General features: G+C 37.4%; 15 protein-coding genes, 2 pseudogenes and 2 riboswitches. Of the genes and pseudogenes, 3 read left to right on the forward strand and 14 right to left on the reverse strand.

What is annotated here, in order from left to right:
* Positions 1-24 precede the first annotated feature (24 nt).
* The 3 genes and pseudogenes from GZA11_RS06585 to GZA11_RS06595 form a co-directional block, all read right to left on the reverse strand.
* Positions 25-1,188: pseudogene (locus GZA11_RS06585) on the reverse strand (vitamin B12-dependent ribonucleotide reductase); the annotation flags it as partial.
* 325 nt (positions 1,189-1,513) lie between these two features.
* A pseudogene (locus GZA11_RS06590) lies at positions 1,514-2,305 on the reverse strand (ribonucleotide reductase N-terminal alpha domain-containing protein); the annotation flags it as partial.
* A gap of 355 nt (positions 2,306-2,660) precedes the next feature.
* The gene (locus GZA11_RS06595; RefSeq protein WP_163183261.1) at positions 2,661-3,497 is read right to left on the reverse strand and encodes a lipoate--protein ligase family protein; all 837 of its coding nucleotides are present in this window, start codon (positions 3,495-3,497) and stop codon (positions 2,661-2,663) included.
* A gap of 183 nt (positions 3,498-3,680) precedes the next feature.
* Here GZA11_RS06595 and GZA11_RS06600 point away from each other — a divergent pair, with 183 nt between their 5' ends.
* Complete coding sequence (locus GZA11_RS06600) at positions 3,681-4,064, forward strand: rhodanese-like domain-containing protein (RefSeq protein WP_038536093.1); 384 nt, start codon at positions 3,681-3,683, stop codon at positions 4,062-4,064.
* Positions 4,065-4,448: 384 nt separating this feature from the next.
* On the opposite strand, the gene gcvPB is transcribed toward GZA11_RS06600, so the two are convergent.
* The 3 genes from gcvPB to gcvT are packed head-to-tail and all read right to left on the reverse strand — an operon-like array spanning position 4,449 to position 8,375.
* Complete coding sequence (gcvPB, locus tag GZA11_RS06605; protein WP_038536094.1) at positions 4,449-5,912, reverse strand: aminomethyl-transferring glycine dehydrogenase subunit GcvPB; 1,464 nt, start codon at positions 5,910-5,912, stop codon at positions 4,449-4,451.
* Positions 5,905-7,251 (reverse strand): aminomethyl-transferring glycine dehydrogenase subunit GcvPA, encoded by a 1,347-nt coding sequence (gene gcvPA, locus GZA11_RS06610; protein WP_038536097.1) that lies wholly within the window; start codon positions 7,249-7,251, stop codon positions 5,905-5,907. Before gcvPA ends, gcvPB begins: the two co-directional genes overlap by 8 nt.
* 20 nt (positions 7,252-7,271) lie before the next feature.
* Positions 7,272-8,375, reverse strand: coding sequence for a glycine cleavage system aminomethyltransferase GcvT (gene gcvT, locus GZA11_RS06615; protein ID WP_163183262.1), 1,104 nt, complete (start codon positions 8,373-8,375; stop codon positions 7,272-7,274).
* 133 nt (positions 8,376-8,508) lie between these two features.
* A riboswitch (glycine riboswitch) is annotated at positions 8,509-8,586 on the reverse strand.
* A gap of 3 nt (positions 8,587-8,589) precedes the next feature.
* Positions 8,590-8,678: riboswitch (glycine riboswitch) on the reverse strand.
* A gap of 150 nt (positions 8,679-8,828) precedes the next feature.
* Here gcvT and GZA11_RS06620 point away from each other — a divergent pair.
* Positions 8,829-10,517: a DEAD/DEAH box helicase gene (locus GZA11_RS06620; RefSeq protein WP_163183263.1), complete on the forward strand. Its 1,689-nt coding sequence runs from the start codon at positions 8,829-8,831 to the stop codon at positions 10,515-10,517.
* Entirely contained in the window at positions 10,495-11,289 is a 795-nt protein-coding gene (locus tag GZA11_RS06625) for a YqhG family protein (RefSeq protein WP_038536104.1), read from the forward strand. The genes GZA11_RS06620 and GZA11_RS06625 overlap by 23 nt, the downstream gene beginning before the upstream one ends.
* A gap of 54 nt (positions 11,290-11,343) precedes the next feature.
* Here GZA11_RS06625 and GZA11_RS06630 read toward each other — a convergent pair whose 3' ends face one another.
* The 8 genes from GZA11_RS06630 to comGA form a co-directional block, all read right to left on the reverse strand.
* A complete protein-coding gene (locus GZA11_RS06630) occupies positions 11,344-11,526 on the reverse strand; it encodes a YqzE family protein (RefSeq protein ID WP_038536107.1) in 183 nt (60 codons plus the stop codon).
* Between the two features lie 63 nt (positions 11,527-11,589).
* On the reverse strand, positions 11,590-11,970 hold the full coding sequence (comGG, locus tag GZA11_RS06635) for a competence type IV pilus minor pilin ComGG (protein ID WP_038536111.1): 381 nt from the start codon (positions 11,968-11,970) through the stop codon (positions 11,590-11,592).
* A complete protein-coding gene (gene comGF / locus GZA11_RS06640) occupies positions 11,967-12,449 on the reverse strand; it encodes a competence type IV pilus minor pilin ComGF (protein WP_051968184.1) in 483 nt (160 codons plus the stop codon). The genes comGG and comGF overlap by 4 nt, the downstream gene beginning before the upstream one ends.
* Positions 12,394-12,729, reverse strand: a complete 336-nt coding sequence (comGE, locus tag GZA11_RS06645; protein ID WP_038536114.1) for a competence type IV pilus minor pilin ComGE — start codon at positions 12,727-12,729, stop codon at positions 12,394-12,396. Before comGE ends, comGF begins: the two co-directional genes overlap by 56 nt.
* Positions 12,713-13,153 carry a competence type IV pilus minor pilin ComGD gene (comGD, locus tag GZA11_RS06650; protein WP_038536116.1) on the reverse strand — a complete coding sequence of 147 codons (441 nt, stop codon included), beginning with the start codon at positions 13,151-13,153 and terminating at the stop codon, positions 12,713-12,715. The genes comGE and comGD overlap by 17 nt, the downstream gene beginning before the upstream one ends.
* Complete coding sequence (gene comGC / locus GZA11_RS06655) at positions 13,150-13,491, reverse strand: competence type IV pilus major pilin ComGC (protein ID WP_038541782.1); 342 nt, start codon at positions 13,489-13,491, stop codon at positions 13,150-13,152. The genes comGD and comGC overlap by 4 nt, the downstream gene beginning before the upstream one ends.
* 16 nt (positions 13,492-13,507) lie before the next feature.
* Complete coding sequence (comGB, locus tag GZA11_RS06660) at positions 13,508-14,542, reverse strand: competence type IV pilus assembly protein ComGB (RefSeq protein WP_328822036.1); 1,035 nt, start codon at positions 14,540-14,542, stop codon at positions 13,508-13,510.
* On the reverse strand, positions 14,532-15,608 hold the full coding sequence (comGA, locus tag GZA11_RS06665) for a competence type IV pilus ATPase ComGA (protein ID WP_051968185.1): 1,077 nt from the start codon (positions 15,606-15,608) through the stop codon (positions 14,532-14,534). The genes comGB and comGA overlap by 11 nt, the downstream gene beginning before the upstream one ends.
* Between the last annotated feature and the right edge of the window lie 470 nt (positions 15,609-16,078).

Consider the following 16,078-nt stretch of genomic DNA (forward strand, 5'->3'; position numbering starts at 1 on the left):
ACGAACACTGGGGGCAAATACTTTACCCGTTGGTGCAACAGTCAGCAAATGAGAATTTCTAATTCCGTGTTCCAAAATAGATTGACGAATATCTTCAGGCATTTTTTTCATATATCCAGTCTGAATGAAAGCTTGACGTAAGCGATTCGTTTCTTCTTCCGTTTCGCCTACTAAGAATGGGAAGCTTCCTTTTTCTTTTGCTAATTTAATCGATTCACGATAGGCAGTTGTTGCAATAGTTTCAAAAACTTGATCGATCAGCTTATTTCCTTCCGGTGAACCGTACTCGGTCTCACAATAGATTAGGAGGTCATGCAATCCCATTACTCCAAGGCCCACGCGGCGTTCACCAAGCGCTTGTTTTTTGTTTTCTTCCAAAAAGTATGGAGTAGCGTTGATCACATTGTCCTGCATACGCACACCAATGGCAACTGTATTCTTTAGCTTCTCGAAATCAACTGTTTTTGTTTCCTTATTCGCCATTTCTGCAAGGTTAACCGCTGCCAGGTTACATACAGAATATGGTGCAAGTGGCTGTTCACCACATGGATTCGTTGCTACCACCTTCTGACCATATGCTTTTGCATTGGTCATGTCATTGGCATTATCTATGAAGAATATTCCCGGTTCAGCTGAATAGGTTGCACAAATATTAATTAAATTCCATAGTTCCTTAGCTTTAATCTTTTTATATACACGAACTTTATGACCCATACGTTCCCACTCACGAACATCACCGACTTTATGCCACTGTTCGTTGTAGATTTTCATTTCCTCTTCATTATAGCTTTCAACTGCTGGGAAACGTAGTTCATATTCCTCATCATTTTCAACAGCTTCCATAAATTCTTTCGTCAAGCAGACAGAAATATTTGCACCAGTTAGAAAATCAGGATTATGGACCGAATAAGTACCACCTTCTGCCAGCTTTTCCTCTGCATCAGCTATGATAGTAGAACTGAATCCACCATAACCAGGAATGTTTTTATAATTTACAATTCCTTGATACATGGCTTCTTCTTGAAGAGTAAGAGGCGTGAATTTAAGTTTATCTTTAGCAAGCTTTTTAATTGTTTCATCAGATGAATTTTCAATTAAGAATCTTAGTATTCTTGGATTTTGCATTTTGGAGATAATAAACTCAATAATGTCTGGATGCCAATCTGCTAGCATGATCATCTGTGCCAATATGTTACGTTGATTCGTTACATCAACTCTCTAGGTCGCCCTAGAGTTCAGACCATTTCTTACACTCTATTGAGTGCCCTCGCGCTTCGGAACCACTTGGTCCCTACTCTACTCGCTTCCACTATTCGTGTGCTTTCGATGGTCGTTGAACCTTCTCCATATCTTTTTTCAAAGACGTAGGAGCTTGGCTGCTGATTGTCTTTATCCACTGTTGTTTTTAAGCATTCACGATTACCGTTTCCGGTTTCGTTGTAGCCAACTAGTCATTAAAGAGTTCCCAGCAATTCACGAGGTTTTTTTATAGACGAGGCACTTAGGCTGCTTTACCACGTCTTGATCCACCTTGCTCAACAAGGTGTGTCAATTTTGCAATGTCATCCAGCCATGAAACCGATCCAGAAGATTTTCCGTTTACACCTCTTGCCAAGGTATTGCGCGGTCTTAATGTTGATCCATTCGTACCTACACCGCCACCGCGACTCATGATTTCCATTACCTGCTTTCGGTGGTCTGAAATACCTTCACGTGAATCCGGAATAAAAGGCATTACATAACAATTGAAATATGTCACCTCAGTGTTTGCACCAGCCCCATAAAGAACGCGGCCAGCAGGAATGAAGTTTAAGTTTACCAGCTCTTGATAAAACTTCTCCGCCCATTCTTTCCGTTTTTCTTCTGTTTCCTCGACTGCTGCAATACCCGTGGCAACTCGTTTGGCAATCTGCTCATAGAACAGTTCCAAAGGCTTTTCAATTACATCAAGGGAGCACCAAATCATTCCTGTTTCGGCTGCATCACCATCGAGAACGCCTCGAAATTCCTCTTCAACCAACACCTTTGCTTTCTTATTCTCCCAGTCTATCTCTTGAATGTATCCTAAGCCTCGGGCAGGGAATTTTGGGTCTTCTTTAATCGTAAGAACAACAAAATCGCCATTTGTAAGGGTTATTTTTTCTGTGTCTTTAAAGGTGTAGCGATCTAACATGACTAAGCGCGAAACACCCTTGTGAGTTATCTTCATATCTGGTGTAACCGGGTGCACCTGAGGAAATAAGCGGATGTCCTCATTCAACCTCCCAAAATCAATATTCATATTTTGCCTAAATACTACAGACATGAATACAACTCCTTTATCAATAAATTCTATAGCTATGTTCCTTCTAGTAAGCTATTCTAGTTCTTGTTAGTTAATAAAACTAAATTAACATACAGAAACAATAAAAAGCAACTAAAAAATCAATATATAGTACACAAATCGTATTATGTACCCCTATATATTGTATCTAAGACAAAAAACACTTATTTTGTCAAACTTAAAAAATACTAGATTTTAAAGAATGGCATAGCAAAGAACTATTTTTTCATTAAAACTGAGTAATTTTAACAAATTTCGCACCTTGATTTCAAAAATGATAAAAAACGAAAAAGCGGCCACCACTTGGTAAAACGTTAACGGGTGCAGCCGCTTTTATTTATCTTTTAAAATTCCATTCGTTATTTTCATAGCGATTCTTCGCTATTTGGTTAACATATTCCAGTTCTTCATCTGATAATTGATATGGTTCTAGTTCGATATTTAATCCCTCAGCAAAGCCCTTATAAAAAGCATCTTTCGCTTCCTCAAGCGTAATTCTTCTTGGACTGATGTCATTAATAGCAACCGCTTTGTCCTTAAAGGACTTTTTCATTCGTTCCTTAACCCTCTCATTTGGATATTTGAATAAACTAAACAACTTTTCCTCATCTAAATCCAAGAGAATGGAACCATGCTGAAGAATGACTCCTTTTTGCCTAGTTTGCGCACTACCTGCAACTTTTCTTCCCTCTACCACAAGCTCATACCAACTTGGGGCATCAAAACATACAGCAGAACGTGGATTTTTCAATGAATCCCGCTCTTCTAATGTTTTTGGAATCGCAAAATAAGCTTCAAGCCCTAAATGATGAAAACCATTTAAAATGCCTTCCGAAATAACACGATAAGCCTCTGTTACCGTTTTAGGCATCTTTGGATGCTCCTCCGAAACAATGACACTGTAAGTAAGCTCGTGTTCATGCAAAACACCTCTTCCTCCAGTTGGTCTTCTTACAAAACCAAGATTATGCTCTTTAACGGCATCCATATCAATTTCTTTTTCCACCTTCTGAAAATAACCGATTGAAAGTGTAGGAGGGTCCCATCCATAAAACCGAATCACAGGTGGTATTTTTCCCTGACTATGCCAATCAAGCAACGCTTCATCCAATGCCATGTTAAAAGATGGCGAGCTGTTTCCGGAATCGATAAAACGCCAAATTTCCTTTTTCATTCCAAAACCCCATTTTAAAAAATATAATCCGTTTTTTAGTCTACCAAATTAAAAAACAATTTCAAAATGAGAAGATTTGCGTATATTTTTTCCCAAGAATTTTGTCTATTTTTCTTTATATTTAAGTGAAGGACTTATATAATAATTACTAGTGCAGCCAAGCTTGAAAGGAGCAAGAAGAAGTTGAATTCACTTTATGTTTTATTCATTATTTTAGGAGTAATTATCCTCTATTCCGTTTTTACGTATTTTTATCAAAAGAAAATTGTAAAAACGGTTACGGAGGAAGAATTTCGTGCAGGCTACCGAAAAGCACAGCTAATTGATGTACGTGAACCGAACGAGTTTGAGGGCGGTCACATTTTAGGAGCTCGTAATATCCCAATGTCACAGCTCCGCATGCGATTAAAGGAGATTCGTCCTGATAAGCCGGTTTATTTGTACTGCCAAAGTGGTTTACGCAGTGCTCGCGCAGCTCAGTTTTTATATAAAAAAGGCTATAAAGACCTCACTCAGCTTCAGGGCGGATTTAAAAATTGGACAGGAAAGATCAAAACTAAAAAATAATGCCAAAGAAGGTTCCCAGGACGTCGGGGAACCTTTTTTTCATAACAAAAAACGAAGTATATTATTATCTTTGTAAATGATCTAGTACAAATGTTGTATAATAAGTCAGTATCCAATCAGTTGATTTTTTTCGAAGTTATTACCATCCTCCTTTTTTATATAAATCACCATAAAATAAACAGTTGTAATTATTTATTTTTCTGTTCCATTTACCTTTAAGTGTTGGTAGATCTTCTACTAAAAAAGGGGCTGTCTAAAAAGTCCATTTAAGAGAAAAATGAACCCAAATTAAAAACCCAAGAATGTTGATTTAACAGCATTCTTGGGTTTTGCTTTTATAAAGATTTCGGCTGAAATACCACTTTTCGGACAGCCCCCCTTTTTTTATTCAACTCTTTGATATTTTAAAATAGGTTTTCGAGCAGCTGTCGTTTCATCTAAGCGGCCTACAACCGTAGTATGAGGGGCCTCTTGGACGATTTCAGGATTTTCTTCCGCTTCCTTCGCAATTTGGATCATAATATCAATAAATGAATCAAGAGTTTCTTTTGATTCTGTTTCGGTTGGTTCAATCATAATACATTCTTCCACATTTAATGGGAAGTAGATGGTAGGCGGATGGAATCCAAAATCAAGCAAGCGCTTGGCAATATCTAGCGTACGGACCCCTAGCTTCTTCTGACGTTTTCCACTTAAAACAAACTCATGTTTACAATGTTTATTAAATGGAAGGTCATAATATTCAGCTAGCCTTCTCATCATGTAGTTTGCATTTAACACCGCATGTTCTGTGACAGCTTTTAAGCCATCCGGCCCCATAGAACGAATATATGTGTAGGCACGGACATTGATTCCAAAGTTTCCATAATACGGTTTCACTCGTCCGATTGATTGAGGACGGTCATAATCTAACACATATTCATCACCGCGTTTAGTGATAATTGGTTTCGGCAGGAATGGAATAAGATCAGCTTTTACACCAACAGGGCCGGAACCAGGACCGCCTCCTCCGTGAGGACCAGTAAAGGTTTTATGAAGATTCAAATGCACTACATCAAAACCCATATCTCCTGGTCTTGCTTTAGAAAGCACTGCGTTTAGGTTTGCACCGTCATAATAAACCTTGCCGCCGGCTTCATGAATAATTTCAGCAATCTCCACAATATGTTCTTCAAACAATCCAAGTGTATTCGGATTAGTTAACATCAGTGCAGCTGTGTCTTCGCCAACAACTCTTCTTAAATCCTCTAAATCTACAAGACCATCTTCATTTGATTTAACGGTTATTGTTTCAAGACCTGCCACTGTAGCAGAAGCAGGGTTGGTTCCGTGCGCAGAGTCAGGAACAATAACCTTTGTACGTTTAAAATCGCCATTCGCTTCATGGTAAGCGCGAATCATCATTAAACCGGTCCATTCCCCATGAGCGCCTGCTGCCGGCTGAAGTGTTACTTCATCCATACCAGTGATCTCTTTTAAATGCTGCTGAAGATCGTATAAAAGCTCAAGTGCCCCTTGAACGGAACTTTCATCCTGAAGTGGATGAATATGAGCAAATCCATTAAAGCGGGCGACATTTTCATTGATTTTTGGATTATATTTCATCGTACAAGAACCAAGAGGATAAAATCCTGAATCGACCCCGTGATTTCTTCTTGAAAGGGCCGTATAGTGACGCATAATATCCAACTCGGAAACCTCTGGGAGCATCGGCTCCTCCTCACGTAAATATCCTTCTGGGAGAAGAGAATTCACATCTAGCTCTGGAACATCCATCTCAGGAAGACTGTATCCGACCCGTCCTGGAGTACTTATTTCAAAAATCAGCTTCTGATCTTGATTATGCATGCAAATCCCCCAATTCTTTCACTAATGTATCGATTTCATCCTTTGTTCTTTGTTCTGTAACAGCAAGAAGCATGTGATTGGACAATTCAGGGTAATCACGACCTAAATCATAACCGCCAATGATTCCTTTTTGCAGCAACTGTGCATTTACCTCTTTAACCGGTTTATTTAATTTCACAATGAACTCATTAAAGCAGTGACCATCATAAACAATTGTAAAGCCCGCCTCTTTAAGCGCCGTTTTAGCATAATGAGCTTTCTGCAAATTGGCTGCAGCCATTTCACGTACCCCTTTTTTCCCTAGAGCGGTCATCGCAACAGAAGCGGCTAGAGCATTCAATGCTTGGTTAGAGCAAATATTCGAAGTCGCTTTATCACGGCGAATATGCTGTTCACGTGCCTGAAGGGTTAAAACGAATCCACGACGGCCTTGATCGTCTGTTGTTTGACCAACTAAACGCCCTGGAACTTTACGCATTAACTTACTGGTTACGGCAAAATAACCACAGTGTGGTCCACCGAAAGCAGTTGGGATTCCAAACGGTTGTGCATCCCCGACAACAATGTCAGCACCGAATTTTCCTGGAGGTGTTAAAATACCTAATGATAACGGGTTACTGGAAACAACAAACATCGCTTTATTTTCATGAATAACTTCTTCGAACTCATTCAAAGGTTCAATTCTGCCAAAAAAGTTTGGATATTGTAAAATAACAGCAGCTACATCATTATTGATTAAACCTTTTAATGCCTCGATATCTGTAATTCCATCCTTTGTTGGAATCTCGATTACCTCAAGATATTGACCCTTTGCATATGTTTTAAGAACCTCACGAGACTCCGGATGAACCGCATTTGAAACCAGAATCGTTTTTCGTTTTGTATGACCAGCACTCAACATTGCAGCCTCAGCAAGAGCGGTTCCACCGTCATACATAGAGGAGTTTGCTACATCCATTCCTGTTAGTTCACAAATCATAGTTTGGAATTCAAAAATGGCCTGCAGTTCCCCTTGAGAAATTTCCGGCTGATATGGGGTATATGCTGTATAGAACTCAGATCTTGATATCACGTGATCCACAATCACAGGCATATAGTGGTCATATACTCCCGCACCTAAAAAAGAAATATTTGTTTTTAAGTCTGCATTCTTCCCTGCCAACTGAAATAGCTCTTTCATTAAAGCCGTCTCTGATTTAGCTGGCTTAATATTATACTCACCTTTAAATCTAACTTTTTCAGGAATATCGCTGAATAATTCTTCAACACTAGAAACACCAATTGTCTCAAGCATGGCTTTCTTATCTTGTTCTGTCATCGGTAAGTAGCGATGTTTCATACCAATTCTCCTTTCAGCTATTACTTTTCTCTTTTATAAAAAGGTGTTGGAACTACTTTTGCCTTTAAACGTTTTCCACGAATTTCTACCTCTACCTCGGAATCAATCCCTGTATATTCTGCGGAAATAAGAGCAAGACCCACATTTTTCTTTAATGTTGGCGATTGGGTACCTGTAGTCACTTCACCAATTTGAGTCTCACCTTTAAACACTTGATATCCATGACGTGGAATTCCACGGTCAATCATCTCAATACCAACTATTTTTCTAGTTAAACCTTTTTCTTTTTGTTGTTTTAGAGCTTCTTTTCCAATAAAATCGGCTTCTTTATTTAATTTGACAGCAAAACCTATCCCTGCCTCAAGCGGTGAAATTTCCGGAGTCAATTCTTGTCCATATAAGGCTAGGTTTGCTTCAAAACGAAGGGTATCGCGTGCTCCTAAACCACAAGGAACAACACCCTCTTCTTTTCCAGCCTCCAAAATAGCTCTCCATAATTCTTGGGCATCTTTAGCATCACAATAAATTTCAAAACCATCTTCACCGGTATAACCAGTTCTAGAAATGAGAACTTTTTTGCCAGCAAAGACTACATCCTGTTGAAATTTAAAGAAACCGATTTGACTTAAATCTTGTTCACCTGCAAGTTTTTGTAACACTTTTTCAGCAAGTGGCCCCTGCAGAGCTAGCTGGGCTGTTTTCTCTGATAAATTTTCGAGAGTTACATCCCCTTCTATATGCTTTTCAAGCCATTTATAATCCTTCTCGATATTGGACGCATTCACGACTAGTAAGTAATGATTATCTTCTATTTTGTAGACTAAAAGATCGTCAACCGTACCACCGTTTTCATAGCACATGGCCGTATATTGGGCGCCGCCATTTTTAATTTTTGAAATATCATTTGTCATCATTTTTTGTAAATATGGGAGGCTATCAGAACCCTTGACTTCAATCTCCCCCATATGGGAAACATCAAATAAACCTGCCTTTGTACGGACGGCTTCATGCTCCTCTTTTATACTTGAGAATTGAACTGGAAGCTCCCATCCCCCAAAATCAATTGTTTTTCCTCCATATTCCTTATAAAGTTCAAAAAGCGGAGTTCGTTTTAACTCAGTCATCCAAAAATCCCCCTTCGTTTTATAAGCATAATTTGTAATAAAGTCTCAAGCACAAGATGAGCCCAACTTGTTTAAGGGAAACTATTAACACATAAAAAAGGACAGAAAACCCCCTTTTAACAATAAAGAAGGTCTCTGTCCTTTCACCTGAAAGTTTACCTAATTGGCTTTCCCCTTTGGTGGCTGCTTAACTTACCAGCACTCTCCAGAGCTGCGTCCAACAAGAGTTCTTTTGCCTGAGAGATTCACAACAGATGCTTGCTCCTTCGGCGCTACAAAGGTAGTCTCTCCCCTTGTTTTCATTCGCTATTATAATATTTTCCAATTGGGTCATACTAACTATACGTTACATATAGTTTTTCTTATTCAAAAATTTAAAACTTTCACTATTATCATCCTACCATTAAAACATTATATTGGGCAATAATTTTTGGGTGAAAAGGAGCTGAAAAAATGACAATTGAAATTCAATTTGATTCCACCTGGCAGGATGATTTTTTGCATAAAATAGACCATGACGGTCCATGGGGAAATTGGGAATTATTTAAACTCGCTATCATGGTAGAAAAGCATTTAGTCATACCTGAATTTGAAGGTTTACAAGCACCAAATTATTTACCAAATCTCACCCCGTTACCTCATCAATTAGAAACTGCTAAACAAGTGATTGAAAATATGAACGGAAAAGCTATTCTTGCTGATGAAGTTGGACTCGGTAAGACAATTGAAGCAGGTTTAATATTAAAAGAATATATGATTCGCGGTTTAGTAAAAAAAGCACTCATTCTCGTTCCAGCTTCCTTAGTTACTCAGTGGGCACAAGAGTTAAATAATAAATTTTATATTCCTGCAGTCACCCAAAGAAAAAGCTATGTATGGGACCAGTGTGATGTCATTGTTTCTTCGATCGACACTGCGAAGCGGAACCCCCATCGAGATATTATTTACAAGCAAAATTATGATCTTGTTATTATCGATGAAGCCCATAAATTAAAAAATAATAAAACAAAAAACTACGAATTTGTACAAAATTTAAAAAAGAAATTTTGTTTATTGCTTACTGCTACACCCATTCAAAATCGAATTGAAGAAATCTTTAATCTCGTATCTTTGTTAAAACCGGGACATTTAGGGAGTGAGAGCGTGTTTTATGAAAAATACAAACGAGACTCACGTTCCTTAAATGATGATGAGCATTTAAAAGAACTTGTAAATAAGGTGATGATCCGAAATCGGAGGGCTGATACAGGAATTAAATGGACGAAGCGGCATGTTGAAACTATACCAATTGAATTTTCGGATGAAGAATGGGATCTTTACAACTCTATTTCACAACTAAAGGATATAGGGGAATGGTTTCAAACAAGTAGTTTCTCTGTTATGACGCTACAACGAGAAGCATGCTCAAGTAGAGAGGCTGTTTTTTATACATTGAAAAACATGCTACAAAAAAAGGAGGATCCATCCCAATCCTTTCAAAATCAAATTGATTTCTTAATAAAAAAAGTAGAAGCTGTTAAACGTAATTCTAAAGCGGAAAAAGCCCTTGAATTGATTCAAAAAATTAATGATAAAGTCATTATTTTTACTGAATATCGGGCAACCCAACTTTATCTTCAATGGTTTTTAAAACAAAACGGCATTACCTCTGTTCCCTTCCGCGGTGGTTTCAAGAGAGGAAAAAAAGATTGGATGCGTGAGCTATTTCAGAAACATGCACAAGTCCTTATAGCAACCGAAGCAGGAGGAGAAGGAATTAATTTGCAATTTTGCAATCATATCATTAATTTCGATTTGCCTTGGAATCCGATGAGGCTGGAACAGCGAATTGGCCGTATCCATCGTTTAGGACAAGAAAAAGATGTTATGATCTATAATTTTGCCATCAAAAATACAGTAGAGGAACATATTTTAAAACTATTATATGAGAAAATTGAATTATTTGAGAAAGTGATTGGAGAGTTAGATGATATCTTAACAAAATTAGAATTCGGCAATATTGAAGATCATTTAATAGATATCTTCAGCAATTCCAATTCTGAAGGAGAAATGCGAATTAAAATGGATAACCTCTCTTCAATGATCGAATTTGCCCAACAATTAAAGGAGGGTGATAATCATGCAGCAGCAGGAAATTCATAACTTTCTTTTAAGCTACTTTCGTGCCAATGAATGTCCTATCATTGATAATAAGCCCGGCTATATGACTGTCCAATTAACAGTAAAAATGGATAAAGAATTAATGAATCGTCCATTTTACTGGCACTATTTAGAGAAAACAGGGGGAATCCCTAATCCAATGAGACTTACCCTTATTACCGATCAAAAAATAGCACCAGAAAAAATTAAAGGAGAAGTCATTCATTTCGGTTCTCCCCGGCTTCATCAAATATTTGAATCAACCAAAAAATTGGCAAGATATATCCGGCTTTATGAAAATCATCAGAACCGAAATCAACAGACTGCTTTATATCCCTGGCTTTGCATAAATGTGAAAATTTCTTATCAATGTGACAGAAAGCGTGATGTTTTTAAATCCATTGGCCTACAACTTATTAACGGAAGAATGATAGAAAATTTTCATGATCAGCTATTAAATATACCTTTAACCCCCAAAATCCCTGATTACTCTTTTACCTTATCACCGCTTGTGAAACCAAAAAGCGGCATGCTGAGAATTGAACGATACTTAAAATCGGCTATTGAAAGCGAAGATCACACATGGGCGGACGAAGCAAGAGAACGATGGGATAAGGATTTAAAACTTTTAGACCATTTTTATGAAGATGCCAAAGACGAAGCAGCAGATAGTTATGAAATAGAAAAAAAGGCACTACAGGAGCAATATGAACCAAAGATTCATATTTCATTTATTAATGGAGGTCTTTTTTACTTAACGGATAAAGCCATATAAACAAGAATACCCGCAAGTTATGTCTTGTAAACTTGCGGGTTCATTCGTTCATTCTTATTTTCTTCCTCTTTTAATTTCAGAATAGAGAATATAAGGTAATATCCCAAACCAACGATACCAAAATGATGCTTTTCTCTGTTTTTTCTCTAATCGAATCCGCTTGCGTTCATCTTTTGGCTGATCGACATATTTGACAATAGTTTGAGTCATGTATTTGATATAATCGTTTGTTTTCATAGACACACCTGCCTTTAATTTACATTAACAAGTATGCCCATTTCTGTGAATTTTAAACGGTTACTAAAATACAGTCCATCTTGTTAATTTTTTTGTCCTCATATCAAAATACCCTTTGCCTAAGACGGTTTCACCTGATTGAAGTGAAAGTGTAAAGTTTACCTTTAGTAAATATTCCATAGGTGGGTCCGTTTGATATTTCATGATTCCTTTCTGAAATGGTATTGTTCCACTTGGCGGAATGGTTCCCATGCTTTGATACATATTTTCAACCTTTTTTACCGATGACAAAAAATAATATTCCTGTTGAAGAATTAACGCCATTTCTAGACTCATTTTTCTTTCAGTTATCAATTTTTGTGTATGCATAGAAAAAAACAACAGAAATATGATGAGCAGGCATAATGTGAGTGGATAGGTGAATCCCTTTTCATTGTTTATCATGCGGATATATCCCTATTAATTAGAGAATAACCAATAAATGATTGGACTTTTCCATTGAGATGCTTAACAGTCACTTTCACGGCATTTCTCTGGAGACTAAAAATATATTGATCTACATTCTGAAGGACGATTTCATGGCCAGTAAAATTCACTCTCCTTCTAAGATTTGAACCATATTTCTCATATATAACCGTTTCATCATTATCATTTTTCAAAAATAGCTTTCCAGAGACAACCTCTACATGACTTGCAAAGCGGATCTCTTTTTTCAATTGTGCACAAAAGACCTGCCACTCCATATTCTGTAAGGAAGCATTAGAATCTCGATGATCAAGAATCATTTGCAATACAGGCTGTATAAAAAAGATAATAATTGAAAAAATAGCGAGGGCATAAAGGACTTCAATTAATGTAAAAGCCTTTTCATTCGAGTAAACCGCATATTTCTTTCGTAACGGGATATAGTGGATGATTCTCAACTCTTACACACACCTCCATTAGGCCAGATGCCTCCCGCCAATATACATTAAATTCAACACCATTTTCACTTATCCTATAATTCTGTGGTAGTTGATCATCCATGATTTTTGCTTGCAGCTCTTCATAAACGATCTGACGAAGCTTATTTTCAATCTCAAGTTTTTTTGATTGTTCCTTTAAATTTATCCACAGTGGAATAAAATACAATGAAATCATAAATATGATAGACAATGATAATAGTAGTTCAAGTAAGAAAAATCCTTTATTGCTCTGTAACATAAAATCTGCCTTTTCCTATTAAAAATGTCATTCGATATGTCTTTTTTTCCGATTGAATATAGAATGAACCAAACTTATCAATATTTCCATCTTGAAGAAACTTGAAAGCCAAAGGAATTGATCCTTCTTTAAGATATAAATTTGTGGAATAGTTTCTTTTAATTATAGGCTTTTCGTTCGGTCTCACCCAAATAATGTATTGAAATTGATTTGGAAAAATAGAAACGGATACTTCCTGTTGATGAGAGATTGCATAGATTTGAGCATAATATAAATCAGCCTTCAATTGGGTGAAAAATGCTTTTTCATCCATAGAGGAATATTGTGGTTTTAAAGAAAAAACAGTTACTGATGAAAGAAGGATAAATATCGATAAAACTACTAATGATTCAACTAAAGTAAATCCTCTTTGGTCATTCTTCATGACGAGCCAGCGCCAGTTCCAGTTGAGCTAATAACAGAAACATTACCTTCCGCATCTATTTCAATCTGTTTTCCATTTGGACAACCCTTTGTATCGTTTAAATATCCTTCAGATTTAAGTTCCTCAAGTGTAGGCACCTTGTTTTTATCCATTTTATATGCCTCCACCTGGGATTGGACCATTTTTACATAGGCATCACAGCCTTTTTTATTAATATTCGAATTATGTTTTCCCACATTTGGTATGGTTACGATTAATAGGATGGAAATAACCAGCATAACGATCATCATCTCAATTAATGTAAAACCATTTTCGTTTGTTACATAAATACGTTTCATTTGTAAACCTCCATCATTAAATTCCATCAAGTAAATGGAACATTGGTAATAAGATTGCTAAATACATGGAAACAACTAGTACACCGATAAACAAATATAAAAGAGGTTGGATTGTTTTTAGCCTCTTTTCAATTAATTCCTCCATCATGGTCACACAATGCTTGCTGAAAAATAGTAATTCCTGTTCCAGCTTTCCGTTTTCCTGACCGTGTTTAACAATCATTGGCAATTCCTTTTCAAAAAAAGCAAATGACGCCAATATTTGATCTAAATGATTGCCACTAACCAGTCTCCATTTAATCTCTTTTCCAAGCTGACTATAGAAAGGCTGTTTTTTGTTTTGTTCAAAAATCTTAAGTGCTTCAGAAACGGAAATACCTCCCGATAACAGAAAACTTAATTGAATGGAAAAATAATGGGTAAACAGCAATTTGAAGATTCTACCTATAATCGGCAGTCGAATTAGTAACGAACGCTGCTTTAAAATGGAGTATTTTCTGAAGAAAAAACAGTAATAAATTACCATTAATATAAAAATGGCAAGCAAGATGAGCATCATAACGGGGAAAAATACATCAAAAGCATAAATCACTTTAGTAAAGAAATTCGCTTCTAGCCCCAGTGTACTGAACAGTGTAGTAAATCGCGGCAATAATGTTTTCTGAACAAATACAAATAAAAAACCAGTAATACACATAAGCAGCAATGGATATTGCAACAACTTTATTAATTTGCGTAAATCTTTATCCTTCATTAATGCAAGGTTGCTACCTTCCATAAGTGCCTCAGAAAAACTTCCATGCTGCTCAGCGAAATAGACATAACCAATTAAATCTCTATGAAATCCCATTTTCTCTAAACAATCATGAAATGGAAACCCATTCCTTAAATCTTCTAAGCAGTTATGCAACTCGTCCTTACGGTTAGGAGGGAAATGCAATGAAATGGATTCAATGGCTTCAGCGGTTGGGTAACCTCGGGCTAGAAGTTCACCAATTCTTTTCAAAAAGTTAGCTTGTTCATTCATTGTCCATTTACGTTTACGCATCATCATAAACCAACCGATCATATTCAGATTCTTTAATATAGCCTAAGGCAATTCCTTTTTTAATCACTTGTTTTAATGTGCGATAATTTGTTTCTGACTCTTCTCCCCTTGCTGCCTTCATTACCGCGCTTAAATTTCGCCCCGACAACAGTTCAAAGACACTTGCTCGCTTCCATCTTCCATAGGAATAACAAAACGGAGAACATTCTCCATTACAAAATGGACATGTTAATTCAACTAATCTTTGTCCGGTAACTGCTATTAAGGTTTGCTCCACTTCCAACCAATTCACCCCAAACTCATGCAAACGAAAAACAGCGCCTTTTGCATCCCTTGTATGCATAGTACTAAGCACTAAATGTCCCGTTAAAGAAGCTCTAACTGCGATTCTTGCTGTTTCAGCATCACGGATTTCACCCACCATAATAATATCTGGGTCATGGCGCAAAATCGCCTTTAACCCTGCTGCATACGTCACACCTGCTTTTTCGTTCACCTGCACTTGCAGTACCGAGTCATAATTCTTCTCTATCGGATCTTCAAGGGTAATTACATTCCGATGAAATAGGTGGGCAGTTTCATTTAATAGGGAATAAAGGGTAGTCGTTTTACCACTGCCAGTTGGCCCGGTAAAAATGATTAAACCATGAGCATGTTTGAGGAGTGCCAATAGTTTGCGAGTCATCGAAGGAAAGAGTGATAGTTGATGAAATGGGATTTGTTCTTGCTGAGGCAAAAGCCTGATCACAAGACTTTCCCGATTGTTAGAAGGAAGAGTGGATAGTCTAAGACCCATTAATTGTCCGTTCACCTTACAAAAAATTGCTCCGCTTTGAGGACGCCTTCTTTCACCGATGTCCATATTAGCAGTAAATTTAAAATGGGAAATAAGTTTGTCACATTCATCTTTAGGAAGGGTTAAGCGAGGAATGAGTTTGTTTGTTAAACGGATTTGAACAAGGGTGTCATCCTTGCGGGGAATGATATGAATGTCTGTTGCGTGATTTCTTGCAGCATCTGTAATAATCCTATTAGCTAAAATTTCAATTGAGCTAACAATAGCTACCACCGCCTTTTTTCTTTGTCATTATTGATATTCGACAACATTCATTCATTTCCTTCTTTTTTCGAAAAAATTTTTATAAGAAAAGCGTAAGCCCCCTGCCCAGCGGCGTATGACCTGGAGGTACTCCAACTGAGATAAAGGAAACACGAGGAGCCAAGGCGACTCGATGTTGACTTATCGTAGGGCGGAGACCGAAGGGCACTAGACGCTAGGGGGCTGGAGCTAGACATTCGTCTAGGTCAAGATAGTGCTTACTTATCTTTGATAGAAAAGCGTAAGCCCCCTGCCCAGCGGCGTATGACCTCCTCCCAAAAGCTATCGCTTTCGGCCGTGCGTTGTTGATGCTGCCGTAGATTTCCTTATGGTGGCCTCCAACTGAGATATAGGAAGCACGAGGAGATGAGGCGAATCAATGTAAGTCAAAAGATAAGATGAATCGGTCAAAACTTCCAATTTTTTACAAACAATCGAGG

Source organism: Neobacillus sedimentimangrovi (assembly GCF_010614825.1).
Taxonomy (GTDB): Bacteria; Bacillota; Bacilli; order Bacillales; family Cytobacillaceae; genus Neobacillus; species Neobacillus thermocopriae.

Excerpts from the sequence above, each read along its gene's own strand:
- GZA11_RS06620 (WP_163183263.1), top strand. The coding sequence starts at position 8,829 with ATGACAATTGAAATTCAATTTGATTCCACCTGGCAGGATGATTTTTTG.
- comGB (WP_328822036.1), bottom strand. The coding sequence starts at position 14,542 with ATGATGCGTAAACGTAAATGGACAATGAATGAACAAGCTAACTTTTTG.
- GZA11_RS06630 (WP_038536107.1), bottom strand. The coding sequence starts at position 11,526 with ATGAAAACAAACGATTATATCAAATACATGACTCAAACTATTGTCAAA.
- GZA11_RS06595 (WP_163183261.1), bottom strand. The coding sequence starts at position 3,497 with ATGAAAAAGGAAATTTGGCGTTTTATCGATTCCGGAAACAGCTCGCCA.
- gcvPB (WP_038536094.1), bottom strand. The coding sequence starts at position 5,912 with ATGCATAATCAAGATCAGAAGCTGATTTTTGAAATAAGTACTCCAGGA.
- gcvPA (WP_038536097.1), bottom strand. The coding sequence starts at position 7,251 with ATGAAACATCGCTACTTACCGATGACAGAACAAGATAAGAAAGCCATG.
- comGE (WP_038536114.1), bottom strand. The coding sequence starts at position 12,729 with ATGTTACAGAGCAATAAAGGATTTTTCTTACTTGAACTACTATTATCA.
- comGG (WP_038536111.1), bottom strand. The coding sequence starts at position 11,970 with ATGATAAACAATGAAAAGGGATTCACCTATCCACTCACATTATGCCTG.
- gcvT (WP_163183262.1), bottom strand. The coding sequence starts at position 8,375 with ATGACTGAGTTAAAACGAACTCCGCTTTTTGAACTTTATAAGGAATAT.
- comGD (WP_038536116.1), bottom strand. The coding sequence starts at position 13,153 with ATGAAGAATGACCAAAGAGGATTTACTTTAGTTGAATCATTAGTAGTT.
- GZA11_RS06625 (WP_038536104.1), top strand. The coding sequence starts at position 10,495 with ATGCAGCAGCAGGAAATTCATAACTTTCTTTTAAGCTACTTTCGTGCC.
- comGC (WP_038541782.1), bottom strand. The coding sequence starts at position 13,491 with ATGAAACGTATTTATGTAACAAACGAAAATGGTTTTACATTAATTGAG.